General features: G+C 56.2%; 12 protein-coding genes. 9 read left to right on the top strand and 3 right to left on the bottom strand.

The window, feature by feature from the left end:
* Positions 1-65 precede the first annotated feature (65 nt).
* Positions 66-944, top strand: a complete 879-nt coding sequence (gene yddG / locus INF61_RS13150; protein WP_193547814.1) for an aromatic amino acid DMT transporter YddG — start codon at positions 66-68, stop codon at positions 942-944.
* 626 nt (positions 945-1,570) lie between these two features.
* Positions 1,571-2,644, top strand: a complete 1,074-nt coding sequence (gene ompC / locus INF61_RS13145) for a porin OmpC (RefSeq protein ID WP_017382300.1) — start codon at positions 1,571-1,573, stop codon at positions 2,642-2,644.
* A 45-nt stretch (positions 2,645-2,689) separates the two neighbouring features.
* Here the strand turns inward: ompC and INF61_RS13140 are convergent, their stop codons facing one another.
* Positions 2,690-4,180, bottom strand: a complete 1,491-nt coding sequence (locus tag INF61_RS13140; RefSeq protein ID WP_032648391.1) for an MFS transporter — start codon at positions 4,178-4,180, stop codon at positions 2,690-2,692.
* A 116-nt stretch (positions 4,181-4,296) separates the two neighbouring features.
* Between INF61_RS13140 and INF61_RS13135 the strand changes: the two genes are divergently transcribed.
* The 6 genes from INF61_RS13135 to narI all read left to right on the top strand — a co-directional run bounded on the left by INF61_RS13135 (position 4,297) and on the right by narI (position 13,189).
* Positions 4,297-4,872 (top strand): TetR family transcriptional regulator, encoded by a 576-nt coding sequence (locus tag INF61_RS13135; protein ID WP_015570471.1) that lies wholly within the window; start codon positions 4,297-4,299, stop codon positions 4,870-4,872.
* A gap of 210 nt (positions 4,873-5,082) precedes the next feature.
* Positions 5,083-6,468, top strand: coding sequence for a NarK family nitrate/nitrite MFS transporter (locus INF61_RS13130; protein WP_193547813.1), 1,386 nt, complete (start codon positions 5,083-5,085; stop codon positions 6,466-6,468).
* A 67-nt stretch (positions 6,469-6,535) separates the two neighbouring features.
* Complete coding sequence (locus tag INF61_RS13125; RefSeq protein WP_045329886.1) at positions 6,536-10,276, top strand: nitrate reductase subunit alpha; 3,741 nt, start codon at positions 6,536-6,538, stop codon at positions 10,274-10,276.
* Positions 10,273-11,817, top strand: coding sequence for a nitrate reductase subunit beta (gene narH, locus INF61_RS13120; RefSeq protein ID WP_015570469.1), 1,545 nt, complete (start codon positions 10,273-10,275; stop codon positions 11,815-11,817). The genes INF61_RS13125 and narH overlap by 4 nt, the downstream gene beginning before the upstream one ends.
* A complete protein-coding gene (gene narW / locus INF61_RS13115; protein WP_180263037.1) occupies positions 11,817-12,512 on the top strand; it encodes a nitrate reductase molybdenum cofactor assembly chaperone in 696 nt (231 codons plus the stop codon). Before narH ends, narW begins: the two co-directional genes overlap by 1 nt.
* A complete protein-coding gene (gene narI, locus INF61_RS13110; protein ID WP_015570467.1) occupies positions 12,509-13,189 on the top strand; it encodes a respiratory nitrate reductase subunit gamma in 681 nt (226 codons plus the stop codon). Before narW ends, narI begins: the two co-directional genes overlap by 4 nt.
* Positions 13,190-13,277: 88 nt before the next feature.
* Here narI and INF61_RS13105 read toward each other — a convergent pair whose 3' ends face one another.
* On the bottom strand, positions 13,278-13,727 hold the full coding sequence (locus tag INF61_RS13105; protein WP_047365085.1) for a hypothetical protein: 450 nt from the start codon (positions 13,725-13,727) through the stop codon (positions 13,278-13,280).
* 94 nt (positions 13,728-13,821) lie between these two features.
* Positions 13,822-14,667 (bottom strand): N-hydroxyarylamine O-acetyltransferase, encoded by an 846-nt coding sequence (gene nhoA / locus INF61_RS13100; RefSeq protein ID WP_141414357.1) that lies wholly within the window; start codon positions 14,665-14,667, stop codon positions 13,822-13,824.
* A gap of 105 nt (positions 14,668-14,772) precedes the next feature.
* Here nhoA and INF61_RS13095 point away from each other — a divergent pair, with 105 nt between their 5' ends.
* Positions 14,773-15,345: a flavin reductase family protein gene (locus tag INF61_RS13095; RefSeq protein ID WP_193547812.1), complete on the top strand. Its 573-nt coding sequence runs from the start codon at positions 14,773-14,775 to the stop codon at positions 15,343-15,345.
* The last annotated feature ends 4 nt before the right edge of the window (positions 15,346-15,349 follow it).

Genomic DNA, 15,349 nt, shown 5'->3' with positions numbered 1-15,349 from the left:
TTCGCCAGGTGTAGCAAATAGATGCTATAAGTTTTCCCTTTGATTTTTAGAAGACTGGCAGGGTAATGGACAGAAAAAGAGCAACGCTGACAGGCCTGGCGGCCATATTGTTGTGGAGCACCATGGTGGGTCTCATCCGCAGCGTCAGTGAAGGACTGGGCCCGGTGGGCGGCGCGGCGATGATTTACACCGTCAGCGGGCTGTTGTGTCTGGTGACGGTGGGTTTTCCCGATCTTCGGCGTTTTTCCACGCGCTATCTCATTGCGGGCAGCATCCTGTTTGTCAGCTATGAGATGTGCCTGGCCCTGTCGCTGGGGTATGCCGCGACGCGCTCACAGGCGATTGAAGTCGGTATGGTCAATTATCTGTGGCCAAGCCTGACGATTGCGTTCGCGATTTTGTTCAACGGGCAAAAAACCACCCTGTGGGTGATCCCTGGGCTTCTCATCTCGCTGTTGGGTGTGTGCTGGGTTTTAGATGGCGAAAACGGTCTGCAACTGAATGACATCATGCAGAACGTCGTTTCCAGTCCGCTAAGTTATGGGCTGGCGTTTGCTGGCGCTTTTATCTGGGCCGCCTACTGCACCGTCACCAGCAAGTATGCCAAAGGGCAAAATGGCATTACCCTTTTCGTCCTGCTGACCGCCCTGAGCCTGTGGGTCAAATATGCCGTCAGCGATCAGCCCGAAATGGTGTTCAGCGTCCCGGTTGTGGTGAAGCTATTGATGTGTGGGGTTGCGCTTGGCTTTGGCTACGCCGCCTGGAATATCGGTATTCTTCACGGTAACGTCACGGTGCTTGCGGCTGTCTCATATTTCACGCCAGTTCTTTCCGCCGCACTGGCGGCTATTCTGCTGAGTTCTCCGCTTTCACTCTCATTCTGGCAAGGGGCATTGATGGTGTGCGCCGGATCGTTACTGTGCTGGTATGCCACCCGCAAATAGCATTTTTATTTTTGCCGGGTACCGAATATGCCCGGCAAAATATTAACAATATTTTAATATGTGATCACACCCTCGAATATAATTCGTAACATTAGAGAGTAATTAAATTTCTGTATAGAGTGCTGTCAGAAAGCCAGCGTTGTTGTGGAAATTGACATAAACTGACAACGCAGGTAATTAATTCAGCGCCAATATTCCCGCGCTATATAGCACAAAGTGCAATAGTTTATTTCTGAATATTTCTCTTTAAAAACAGGTTCTGGTTTCCCGAGAAATTTATAATCAACTGTTTTAAAAAAGGTTATCCTGCCACATGCTTTGACATTCCCTGCCAAACCCTTTTAATCCCACCAAAAAACTAAAACGTCCGACAACTATTCACAGCCATATTATCTTGATTGGTTAATAATCACTTTATGTCTATATATTAACCTGACTGGCCGATTTAAGGGCAATTTATCCGATCAGGATCACACTAATTGAAATTATCTTTAATATTTTGAAACTTATTATTGAAAGCAGTCTACGGAATTTTAAAAATAGTCTGCCATTGACGATAAGCCTCGTTTAAAAATCGCTCAGGTGGCTTAGGAAATACCTAAATAAAATTATAAGGATTATTTAAGATGAAACTTAAATTAGTTGCAGTGGCAGTGACTTCCATGTTGGCAGCTGGCGTTGTTAACGCGGCTGAAGTTTTTAACAAAGACGGTAACAAACTGGATCTGTACGGCAAAGTTACTGGTCTGCACTATTTTTCTGATGATGCTGGTAGCGACGGCGACAAAACGTATGTTCGTCTGGGCTTCAAAGGTGAAACTCAGATCAACGATCAGCTGACCGGATACGGCCAGTGGGAATATGAGTTCAAGGGCAATCGCTCTGAAGCTCAAGGTTCCGACGGCAACAAAACCCGTCTGGCGTACGCTGGTCTGAAATTCGATGAATTCGGTTCCTTCGACTACGGTCGTAACTACGGTGTGGCTTATGACATCGGCGCGTGGACTGACGTTCTGCCAGAGTTCGGTGGCGATACCTGGACGCAGACTGACGGCTTCATGACCGGCCGTACCACTGGCGTTGCAACCTACCGTAACACCGACTTCTTTGGTCTGGTTGACGGCCTGAACGTGGCTGCTCAGTACCAGGGTAAAAACGACCGTGACGATATCACCGAATCCAACGGTGACGGCTGGGGTCTCTCTTCTACCTATGAATTCGACGGCTTCGGTGTGGGTGCGACCTACGCGAAATCTGACCGTACCGACCGTCAGGTTCGTGCTGCAAGCAACCTGAACGCCGGTGGCGAAAACGCAGAAGTCTGGGCTGCTGGCCTGAAGTACGATGCGAACAACATCTACCTGGCAACCACCTACTCTGAAACCCGCAACATGACGGCGTTCGGTAACGGTCACGTTGCCAACAAAGCGCAGAACTTCGAAGTTGTGGCTCAGTACCAGTTCGACTTCGGTCTGCGTCCGTCCATCGCTTACCTGAAATCCAAAGGTAAAGACATCGGTTCTTATGGCGACCAGGACCTGGTTGAATACGTTGACGTTGGCGCGAGCTACTACTTCAACAAAAACATGTCCACCTATGTTGATTACAAAATCAACCTCGTGGATGACAGCCAGTTCACCAAAGATGCCAAAGTGGCTACCGACAACATCGTAGCTGTAGGTCTGACCTACCAGTTCTAAGATCTGTTAGTTCAAAAGGCCAGCCCTCGCGGCTGGCCTTTTTTATTACTGCTGCCCTCCGACCTTCGCCAGACTAAACCAGATCCCGACCGCCAGAATCAGCAGCATGCCTCCCGCACTGCCCAGGGCCACGCTGTGCGAGGTGATGAACGCGGTTTTCGCCGCCGTCATCACCGGCTCGGCCAGCGACGGCGTCAGCTCCTGCGCCACCTTCATCGCTTCACCGATGGACGACGAGGCTTTATCGGTCAGCGACGCGCTCAGCCCCTGCGGCAGTACAATAGACGCCGAAAAGCTGCGGGTTAACAGCAGACCGAAAATGGCGATCCCCAGACCAGCACCCAGCTCGTAGGACATGGTTTCGATCGCGCCTGCGGCGGCCGCTTTCTCTTTCGGCGCGGCAGCCATGATCGCTGACGTCGATGCCAGCAGTGCGCTGGCGGCACTGAAGCCCAGCAGCACCATCAGGCTCCACGCCTGCCACTGTTGGGTGCTGAAATCGAGCGTCGACAGGCCGATAAAACTGACCGCGCTAAGCCCCATGCCTCCGGCCGCGACAATGCGCAGCCCCAGACGCCCGACCAGCACACCCGCGATCGGCCCGCTAAATCCGCTCGCCACCATCACCGGCAGCATAAATATCCCTGCTTCAAACGGCGTAAAACCATGCACGAACTGCAACTCCTGCGCCATCAGCAGTTCAAAGCCCACCAGCGCAATCATGGCGGTCATCGCCATGACCACGCCGCTTAAAATAATGCGATGGCAAAACAGGCGCATGTCGATCATCGGCACGCGCGCGCGTAGCTGGATACGGACGAAGATAAACAGCATTACCGCTCCGGTAAGCAGCGTACAGGCCACCATCCACGGCGACAGCACCCCTTTCAGGGCGGTTTTGGCGCTATAGACCAGCAGTAAAATCGCCACAATCAGCATAATGGCATGGCTGATATTGAGCGGCTGTTCGGGCCGCCCCTGCTGAGCAGGCACCAGGCGCGCAGCAAGCGAAACCACGATCAGCACGATCGGCACGTTAATCAGGAACACCGACCCCCAGTAAAAGTGCTCCAGCAGCATGCCGCCAATCAGCGGGCCAAACGCCGCGCCGCCCGACCCAACGGCAGCCCAGACGCCGAGGGCGATATTACGGTGCCGCACGTCAATAAACAGGGTGCGGATCCCTGCAAGCGTAGCCGGAATGATCATCGCCGCGCCAATCGCCAGCGACGCGCGGGCGGCAATCAGCCAGCCCGCGGACGGCGCAAAAGCCGCCGCTAACGATGACAGGCCAAACAGCACGCTGCCGATCATCAGCAGGCGCTTAAAACCTATGCGATCGCCCAGCGCGCCCATCGGCAGCACCATTCCCGCCATCACCAGCGAGTAAATATCAATAATCCACAGCAATTCGTTGCCGCTGGCACCCAGCGTCATGCTCAATGTTGGCGCCGCCACGTGCAGCACCGTCGCGTCAATCGCCACCGGGATATACACCAGCACGATAATCACTAACGCTAACCACTGACGAAACATAAATTTCCTTTTCAGTTAAAAACTGGACACATGTCCAGAATGCGATCCTACGTAAAGTTGAACACTTGTCCAGCTCTTTGTTACACTCGTTTCGTTGCCATTGAGAGTGAGAAATTATGCGTTATCTGAGCAAGGACGAGCGGCGGGAAGAGATCCTCCAGGCCGCGATGCGCGTGGCGCTGACCGAAGGATTCGCTGCGATGACCGTGCGCCGCATCGCCACCGAAGCGGGCGTCGCCACCGGGCAGGTGCATCACCACTTTGCGTCGGCGGGCGAGCTTAAGTCGCTGGCGTTTGTCCGGCTGATCCGCGATTTGCTGGATGCTGAAATCGTTGGCGAAAACGCCGGCTGGCGTGAGCGCCTGCATGCCATGCTCGGCAGCGATGACGGCGGGTTTGAGCCCTACATTCGACTGTGGCGGGAGGCGCAAATTCTCGCCAGCCGGGATAGCGATATCAAAGGCGCCTACGTTTTGACCATGGAGATGTGGCACCAGGAAACGGTCGCGATTATCCGCGCCGGGGCGGAGGCCAACGCCTTTACGCTTGCAGACCAGCCGGAAAATATCGCCTGGCGTTTAATTGGTCTGGTATGTGGCCTGGATGGCATATACGTATTAAATATGCCTGAAATGGACGACGCGGCATTTAATAAGCATCTGGATAAGCTTATTTCCCTCGAATTGTTTTAATACTCCCATCGGGGTATTAATTTCCGCAAATAGTTACAATTAGTAACACATAAAGCGAACCCTGATTCCCATTCCAAACTCAGGGATTCGCTTTTTTATCTATCCTTTCAGATGTATCCCATAACATCCAAAAAATTCTACAAACTGCCGAAAGGTATCTTTCTGTTTTCACTTCTTTTTTCTCTCCATTTGGGTAAGCAAGAGGGTGATATGTCACATCAAAGCGAGAAGAGTAATCAGCATCTGTTGAGTAACTGGAAACCGGAAAACGCGCAATTTTGGGAGAATAAAGGGAAACATATCGCACGTAGAAACCTGTGGATTTCCGTGGCGTGTTTGCTTCTCGCGTTTTGTGTATGGATGTTGTTTAGCGCTATTGCGGTAAATCTTAATAAGGTCGGATTTAATTTCAGCACCGATCAGCTTTTTATGCTAACGGCATTACCTTCTCTTTCCGGCGCGATATTGCGTGTCCCCTACTCTTTTATGGTGCCGATATTTGGCGGACGTTACTGGACCGTGTTAAGTACCGTTATCCTGGTCGTACCCTGTGTCTGGCTTGGGATCGCCATCCAGAATACCGCTACGCCTTACTGGATCTTTATCATCATCGCACTGCTGTGCGGTTTTGCCGGGGCCAACTTCGCTTCCAGCATGGGAAATATCAGTTTCTTCTTCCCGAAAGCCAGACAGGGCAGCGCGCTGGGCATTAACGGCGGGCTGGGTAACCTGGGCGTGAGCGTGATGCAGCTGGTTGCGCCGCTGGTGATTTTTCTGCCGATGTTTACCTTCCTCGGCGTTCACGGCGTCCCCCAGGAGGATGGCTCGACGATGTGGCTGGCGAACGCGGCGTGGATCTGGGCCCCGCTGCTGATTCTTGCTACCCTTGCGGCGTTTTTTGGCATGAACGACATCGCCAGCTCGAAAGCGTCCATTGCCAGCCAGCTTCCGGTGCTTAAGCGCTTTCACCTCTGGCTGCTGAGCCTGCTTTATCTGGCAACCTTCGGCTCGTTTATCGGTTTCTCGGCAGGCTTTGCTATGCTGTCGAAAACCCAGTTTCCGGACGTAAATATCCTCCACCTCGCCTTCTTTGGCCCGCTGATCGGCGCCCTGGCGCGTTCGGCTGGCGGGATGATTTCAGACAGGCTGGGCGGCGTACGGGTGACGCTGATCAACTTCGTTTTTATGGCCATCTTTAGCGCCCTGATTTTCCTGACGCTCCCCGGGTCTGGTTCAGGCAGTTTTATCGCCTTCTATCTGGTCTTTATGGGCCTGTTCCTCACCGCAGGCCTGGGCAGCGGCTCGACCTTCCAGATGATCGCGATTATCTTTCGCCAAATCACCCTCGACCGCGTGAAAAAACAGGGCGGGAGCGACGAACAGGCACAGCATGAAGCGGTGACCGAAACGGCTGCCGCGCTGGGCTTTATCTCTGCCATCGGTGCGGTAGGCGGGTTCTTTATTCCCAAAGCCTTTGGCACATCCCTGGCGATGACCGGTACCCCGGTGGGCGCCATGAAAGTCTTCCTCGTGTTTTACATCGTCTGCGTGCTCGTCACCTGGCTGGTGTACGGCCGCAAATCCTCACAAAAATAATAACTACCTCTTCGCCGGAGCGTGATGTCTCACCCTCCGGCCATGCTATCGAAGCAGGAGAAATGTCATGAGCAAACTGTTGGACCGCTTCCGTTACTTCAAAACAAAAGGCGACAGTTTCGCCGATGGGCACGGGCAGGTGTACCACACCAACCGCGACTGGGAGGACAGCTACCGTCAGCGCTGGCAGTTCGATAAAATTGTGCGATCCACCCACGGCGTTAACTGCACCGGCTCCTGTAGCTGGAAGATTTATGTCAAAAATGGCCTGGTGACCTGGGAAACCCAGCAGACCGACTATCCGCGCACCCGCCCTGACCTGCCTAACCACGAACCGCGCGGCTGCCCGCGTGGCGCAAGCTACTCCTGGTATCTCTACAGCGCCAACCGTCTCAAGTACCCGCTGGTACGCCGCAGGCTGATCGAACTCTGGCGCGAGGCGCTGGCGCAGCATACCGATCCGGTGCTGGCCTGGGATGCCATTCAAAACGATCCGCAGAAAGCGCAGAGCTACAGGAAAGCGCGCGGAAAAGGCGGTTTTATCCGCTCAAACTGGAAAGAGCTTAACCAGCTGATTGCTGCCGCCAACGTCTGGACCATCAAAAACTACGGCCCGGATCGGGTAGCCGGTTTTTCCCCCATCCCGGCCATGTCGATGGTCTCTTATGCCGCCGGTACGCGCTATCTCTCCCTGCTCGGCGGCACCTGCCTGAGCTTCTATGACTGGTATTGCGATCTGCCTCCGGCGTCGCCGATGACCTGGGGCGAACAGACCGACGTGCCGGAATCGGCGGACTGGTACAACTCCAGCTATATCATTGCCTGGGGCTCGAACGTGCCGCAGACGCGCACCCCGGACGCCCACTTCTTTACCGAAGTGCGTTACAAGGGCACCAAGACCGTCGCCATTACGCCGGACTTCTCGGAGGTGGCGAAGCTCAGCGACCAGTGGCTGGCCCCCAAACAGGGTACCGACAGCGCCCTTGCCATGGCGATGGGCCATGTGATCCTTAAAGAGTTCCACCTCGATAACCCGAGCGAGTACTTCCTCAACTATTGCCGCCGCTACACCGACATGCCGATGCTGGTCCTGCTGGATGAACAGGCTGACGGTCGCGTGGTGCCGGGCCGCATGCTGCGCGCGTCGGATCTGGCCGACGGGCTGGGTGAAACCAATAATCCGGAGTGGAAAACCATCGCCTTTGACGTGGCCGGAAATCTGGTGGCGCCGAATGGTTCCATCGGCTTCCGCTGGGGTGAAAAAGGCAAATGGAACCTGGAGTCGCTGGCTGCGGGACAGGAAACCGAGCTGACGCTTTCCCTGCTCATCACCCACGACAGCGTGGCAGACGTGGCCTTCCCTTACTTCGGGGGCAACGAGAATCCGCATTTCCGCAGCGTGAAGCAGGAGCCGGTGCTGACGCGCCGCGTACCGAGTAAAACCCTGACGCTGGCCGACGGCAGCCAGAGACGCGTGGTTAGCGTGTACGATCTGGTGCTGGCAAACTACGGCCTCGATCGCGGTCTGGAAGACAGTAACGCGGCGACAAACTACGCCGAGATAAAAGCCTACACCCCGGCCTGGGGCGAACAAATTACCGGCGTCCCCGCTTATCTGATAGAAAAAATCGCCCGTGAATTTGCCGACACGGCGCAGAAAACTCACGGTCGTTCGATGATCATCCTCGGGGCCGGTGTGAACCACTGGTACCACATGGACATGAACTACCGCGGGATGATCAACATGCTGGTCTTCTGCGGCTGCGTCGGGCAGAGCGGCGGCGGCTGGTCGCACTATGTCGGCCAGGAAAAGCTGCGCCCGCAAACCGGCTGGCTGCCGCTGGCCTTCGCGCTGGACTGGAACCGTCCGCCGCGCCAGATGAACAGCACATCGTACTTCTACAACCACGCCAGCCAGTGGCGCTATGAGAAGCTCACCGCACAGGAACTGCTTTCTCCCCTTGCAGACGCATCGAAGTTTACCGGTCACCTGATTGATTTCAATGTCCGCGCCGAGCGCATGGGCTGGCTGCCGTCGGCTCCACAGCTTAATCTCAACCCGCTGCACGTTAAGGCCCGGGCGGACGCCGCCGGCATGTCGCCGCAGGACTACACCGTTCAGGCGTTAAAATCGGGCGATATCCGCTTCGCCTGCGAACAGCCGGATAACGGTAAGAACCACCCGCGCAACCTGTTTGTCTGGCGTTCTAACCTGCTTGGCTCGTCCGGGAAAGGCCATGAATACATGCTGAAATACCTGCTTGGCACCGAGAGCGGTATTCAGGGTGAGGATTTAGGCTCAACGGACGACGTGAAGCCTGAAGAGGTGGAGTGGCAAACCGCCGCCATCGAGGGCAAGCTGGATCTGCTGGTGACGCTCGATTTCCGTATGTCCAGCACCTGCCTGTTCTCGGATATCGTCCTGCCCACCGCCACCTGGTATGAAAAAGACGATATGAATACCTCGGACATGCATCCGTTTATTCACCCGCTTTCCGCAGCCGTTGACCCGGCGTGGGAGTCCCGCAGCGACTGGGAGATTTACAAGGGCATCGCCAAAGTCTTCTCTGAGGTGTGCGTCGGACATCTCGGCACCGAAACTGACGTGGTGCTACAGCCGCTTCAGCATGACTCCCCGGGGGAGCTGTCGCAGCCTTTTGATATTCTGGACTGGCGCAAAGGCGAGTGCGATCTGATCCCCGGCAAAACGGCACCGAACATCGCCGTGGTCGAGCGTAACTACCCGGAAACCTACGAGCGCTTTACGGCCCTTGGGCCGCTGCTGGACAAGCTCGGTAACGGCGGAAAAGGCATATCGTGGAACACCCAGAACGAGGTCGATTTCCTCGGCAAGCTCAACTACGTCAAGCTCGACGGCCCGGCGAAAGGTCGCCCGCGCATCGAGACCGCCATTGACGCTTCAGAGGTGATCCTCGCCCTTGCGCCGGAAACTAACGGTCAGGTCGCGGTCAAAGCCTGGGAAGCCCTCGGCGAACTGACCGGACGCGATCACACTCATCTGGCGCTGAACAAAGAAGATGAGAAAATCCGCTTCCGCGATATTCAGGCGCAGCCGCGCAAAATCATCTCCAGCCCGACGTGGTCCGGCCTTGAGAGCGAGCACGTCTCCTATAACGCAGGCTATACCAACGTTCACGAGCTGATCCCGTGGCGCACGATTTCGGGCCGCCAGCAGCTGTATCAGGATCATGCCTGGATGCGCGCCTTCGGGGAGAGTCTGGTGGCCTATCGTCCACCGATTGACACCCGCAGCGTTACCCATATGCGCGAAATCCCGCCGAACGGATTCCCGGAAAAAGCGCTTAACTTCCTGACGCCGCACCAGAAATGGGGCATTCACTCCACCTACAGCGAAAACCTGCTGATGCAAACCCTGTCGCGCGGTGGGCCAATCGTCTGGATCAGCGAAACCGACGCGCGCGAGCTGGGCATAGTGGACAACGACTGGATCGAAGCTTTTAACGCCAACGGCGCCCTCACCGCCCGCGCGGTGGTCAGCCAGCGCGTGCCGCCGGGCATGACCATGATGTACCACGCTCAGGAGCGCATCCTGAACATTCCGGGGTCAGAAGTAACCGGACGGCGCGGCGGGATCCACAACTCGGTCACCCGCGTCTGCCCGAAACCGACCCACATGATCGGCGGCTACGCGCAGCTGGCGTACAGCTTCAACTATTACGGCACCGTCGGCTCGAACCGCGACGAGTTCATCATGATCCGTAAAATGAAAAACATTAACTGGCTGGACGGCGAAGGTCGGGATCAGGTACAGGAGGCGAAAAAATGAAAATACGCTCACAGGTTGGCATGGTTCTGAATCTCGATAAATGCATTGGCTGCCATACCTGCTCGGTCACCTGTAAGAACGTCTGGACCGGGCGCGAAGGGATGGAGTACGCGTGGTTCAATAACGTCGAAACCAAACCGGGTATCGGCTATCCGAAAAACTGGGAAGATCAGGATGAGTGGCAAGGCGGCTGGATCCGCGGTATTCACGGCAAGCTGACCCCGCGCCTCGGCGGAAAAATGGGCGTGCTGTCGAAGATTTTCGCTAACCCCGTCCTGCCGCAGATTGACGATTACTATGAACCCTTCACCTTCGATTACCAGGATCTGCACCGCGCGCCAGAGGGCGATCACCTCCCTACCGCCCGCCCGCGCTCGCTGATTGACGGCAAGCGAATGGATAAAATCGAATGGGGGCCCAACTGGGAAGAGCTGCTGGGCGGCGAGTTCGAAAAACGCGCCCGCGACCGCAATTTCCAGAAGATCCAGAAGGAGATGTACGGCCAGTTTGAAAACACCTTCATGATGTACCTGCCGCGCCTGTGCGAGCACTGTCTGAACCCCAGTTGCGTTGCCACCTGCCCGAGCGGTGCGATTTACAAGCGTGAAGAGGACGGCATTGTGCTGATTGACCAGGACAAATGCCGCGGCTGGCGTCTGTGCATCAGCGGCTGCCCGTACAAGAAAATCTACTTCAACTGGAAGAGCGGCAAGTCAGAGAAGTGCATCTTCTGCTACCCGCGCATTGAGTCCGGCCAGCCGACCGTCTGCTCGGAAACCTGCGTCGGGCGCATCCGCTACCTTGGCGTGCTGCTGTATGACGCGGACCGCATTGAAGAGGCGGCCAGCACCGAGCATGAAACCGATCTGTACGAGCGCCAGTGCGACGTGTTCCTTAACCCGAACGATCCGGCGGTGATTGAGGAAGCGCTGAAACAGGGTATTCCGCAGAACGTCATCGACGCGGCACAGCGTTCCCCGGTTTACAAAATGGCGATGGACTGGAAGCTTGCCCTGCCGCTGCATCCGGAATACCGCACCCTGCCAATGGTCTGGTATGTGCCGCCACTGTCACCGATTCAGTCCTACGCCGACGCGGGTGGTCTGCCGCAGAGCGACGGCGTGCTGCCTGCGGTCGAAAGCCTGCGCATTCCGGTGCAGTACCTGGCAAACATGCTCAGCGCGGGCGATACCGGTCCGGTGCTGCGCGCCCTGAAGCGCATGATGGCGATGCGCCACTACAAGCGTTCCCAGACCGTGGAAGGCGTGACCGACACCCGCGCCATCGAAGAGGTCGGCCTGACGGAAGAACAAGTAGAAGAGATGTATCGCTACCTGGCGATTGCCAACTACGAAGACCGCTTCGTGATCCCGACCAGCCACCGCGAAATGGCGCGCGACGCCTTCCCGGAGAAAAACGGCTGCGGCTTCACCTTTGGCGACGGCTGCCACGGTTCCGACACCAAATTCAACCTCTTCAACAGCAGCCGCATTGACGCGATCAACATCACCGAGGTGCGTGAACACGGGGAGGGAGAATAATGCAAATCCTCAAAATCATCGCGCTACTCATTGAGTATCCCGATGAGCTGCTGTGGGAAAACCGTGACGAAGCGCTTTCCCTGGTGGAACAGGACGCGCCCATGCTGCTGCCGTTTGCGCAGCAGCACCTGAGCGCCCCGCTGCTGGATAAGCAGGCCGAATGGTGCGAAGTGTTTGAACGGGGGCGCGCAACCTCGCTACTGCTGTTCGAACACGTTCATGCCGAGTCCCGCGATCGCGGTCAGGCGATGGTCGACCTGATGAGCCAGTATGAGAAAGCCGGGCTCCAGCTGGACTGCCGCGAGCTGCCGGACTATCTGCCGCTCTATCTGGAATATCTCAGTATCGTCAGCGATGACGAGGTGCGTGAAGGGCTGCAAAACGTCGCGCCGATTCTGGCGCTGATTGGCGGCCGGCTGAAACAGCGCGAGGTGGCGCATTACCAGCTGTTTGACGCCCTGCTGACGATGGCCGGAACGCGGCTTTCCAGCGACAGCGTGGCGAAGCAGGTGTCTGGTGAAAAACGGGATGATACCCGTCAGGCGCTGGACGCCGTGTGGGAAGAGGAACAGGTGAAGTTTATCGAAGACAACGCCACATCGTGCGACAGCTCGCCGATGCAGCAATATCAACGACGCTTTAGCCAGGACGTCGCGCCGCAGTACGTGGACGTCAGCGCCGGAGGCCCAAAATGACACATTACCTGAACGTGTTTTTTTATGACATTTATCCGTACATCTGCGCCACCGTGTTTTTCCTTGGCAGCTGGTTGCGCTACGACTACGGGCAGTACACCTGGCGCGCCTCGTCGAGCCAGATGCTCAGCAAGCGCGGGATGAACTGGGGCTCTAACCTGTTTCATATTGGCATTCTGGGGATCTTCTTCGGGCATTTGTTCGGCATGTTAACCCCGCACTGGATGTACGCCTGGTTTTTACCCGTCGCGGTTAAACAGCAGTTAGCCATGATTGCGGGGGGGATTTGCGGGGTGCTGACGCTGATTGGCGGGTCGATGCTGCTGATCCGCCGCCTGTTCAACCAGCGGGTGCGTGCCACGTCCACCACGCCGGATATTATCATCATGAGTATCCTGCTGCTTCAGTGCATCCTTGGGCTGTCGACCATTCCTTTCTCCGCCCAGTATCCTGACGGAAGCGAGATGATGAAGCTGGTCGGCTGGGCGCAGGGGATCGTGACGTTTAAGGGAGGCTCGTCAGAAATGCTGAGCGGCGTCGCGCCGATCTTCCGCGTGCATCTGGTGCTGGGGATGACGATCTTCCTTATCTTCCCGTTCACCCGTCTGGTGCACGTATGGAGCGCGCCGTTTGAGTACTTCACCCGTCGCTATCAGGTAGTGAGATCGCGCCGTTGATTTTGTCGGGTGGCGGCTTCGCCTTACCCGACCTACGTTTCAAGCCGCTGTAGGCCCGGTAAGGCGTAGCCGCCAACGGGCCGCACTGTCAGAACAGCGTACTTCCGCTGACGACTGAAATAACCAACAGCAGCAGCAACACTGCGACGATCAGACCAAAAGCCAGTAACGCCGCATGAAAAGCGAGCGTAGCCCCAGAAAAAAACAGTGCGCCACTCACCCCCCATCGGTTCTCTTTGCGCATCCCACCCGTGAAGGCAAGCCCTAATGCCACCACAGACAAAATTACTCCGCTATTGATAAGAATACTGTCGATATCGACCGTTTTCTTTTTCGCCTCAACGGTCGGTTGCTCCCCTTTGATGCCAGCAATAATCCCTTTTTTCACCGCCGAAACCTTTTCAGCCACAACAATTTCAAGCGCTGTCGACTTTGTTGAAAAAGGACCAAAGGTGAACTGCACTAATGAGACAAGCAGTGCAATAACCCCGAGTAACATTCCCACTGAACTGAATTTATTCCGCAACAAGATTTCCATATCAGCATGCCTTCGATGATGTTTAAACTAACCCGCCGAATGGCGGCCTACGTTCGGGCACCCGTAGGCCCGGTAAGGCGTAGCCGCCACCGGGCTATTTCCCTGCCTGTGGATGCGTATCAAACCCCGCCATCACGGCCGTCAGCTCGGCCAGGGTAAAGCCGTGCTTCGGGTCATCAACGCCCAGGCCAAACCGCGCCTGCATCAGCTTATACAGCGCCTCCGCATCCGGCAAATGGATCTGCTCCTCCACATGCCCGTTCTGCCAGTGGGTAAAATTAAAGTTGGTCAGCGTCAGCTTGCCCCCGTCCGGCAGGTGGCGACACATCAGCAGGTGATGACGGAAATGGGACTGCGGCCAGTGCGCCGACCAGAAGTTTCCCATCACGTAATCGTTGAAGTATTGGGTCGCCAGGTCGAAGTGGTACATCGACTGCCAGTGCTCGTGATGGCGGAATTGCAGTACCCAGTCGTTACCCTCGCTCAGCAAACGATAACGCCCGTGTGGGGTTTCCTGTTCCTCGTTGGCGATCAAACGAATCGGCGCCGTCAGCGTTTGTCCGCCAAATCCCACATCGGCGATCCAGCGCTCGCCGTTCAGCTCAACCAGCAGCAACCGGTGCGTACGCGGCGGCATCTGCGACGGATTAGCCAGCACAACCCGCCCCAGCACGCTGCGCACCGTAAAACCGACTTCGCGCAACACCCGCTCAAACAGGCCGTTTTGCTCAAAGCAATATCCCCCCCGCCGCGCGGTGACAAGTTTATCCACCAGACACCCGTCGTCCAGATGGATTTCACGCGGCAAAACAACATCGATATTTTCGAAAGGGACTGCGCAGTTATGGTGTAAATGCAGCCCCCGCAGGGTATCGATATCAACCTGTACGGGCTGCTGCCAGCCCGTGCGGGCGAAATAAGCACTCAGAAATGGGGACATGATTTGCTCCAGGATGTGATATCCCCTGTTTATAAACTATTTTCCCTTATGCATATGCGCAAAAGTGCTTTTTCGTCATACTCATCGTGTACATGAGGAGATCCTATGAACCACTTTCGCCCTGTTGAATTACGCCATGCCAGCCGTCTTCTGAATCACGGTCCAACCGTGCTCATCACCAGCCGGGATAAGACCATCGATCGTCGCAACGTCATGGCCGCCGCGTGGTCTATGCCGGTGGAATTTGAACCCCCGCGTATCGCGATTGTGGTAGACAAAAGCGCGTGGTCACGGGAGTTGATCGAACGCAGCGGGAAATTCGGCATTGTGATCCCCGGCGTGGCGGCAGCCAACTGGACCTGGGCGGTCGGCAGCGTCAGCGGGCGCGACGAGGATAAATTTAACTGCTACGGGATCCCGGTTATTTATGGCCCTGAGCTTGGCCTGCCGGTTATAGAAGAGAAATGTCTGGCGTGGATGGAGTGCCGGTTATTACCTGTAACCTCTGCGGCAGAGAAATATGACACTCTGTTTGGCGAAGTGGTTTCCGCCGCGGCGGATGAACGCGCATTTGTCGCCGGACGCTGGCAGTTTGACGGGGATAAACTGAATACGCTGCATCATCTGGGAGCGGGCACGTTTGTCGCGAGCGGGAAAATGGTGAAGGCGCTGGATTAACGCA

Origin of the sequence: Enterobacter cloacae complex sp. P18RS, assembly GCF_014982105.1 — a bacterium.
GTDB lineage: Bacteria > Pseudomonadota > Gammaproteobacteria > Enterobacterales > Enterobacteriaceae > Enterobacter > Enterobacter hormaechei_C.
This window is presented reverse-complemented; position numbering and strand designations above follow the sequence as displayed.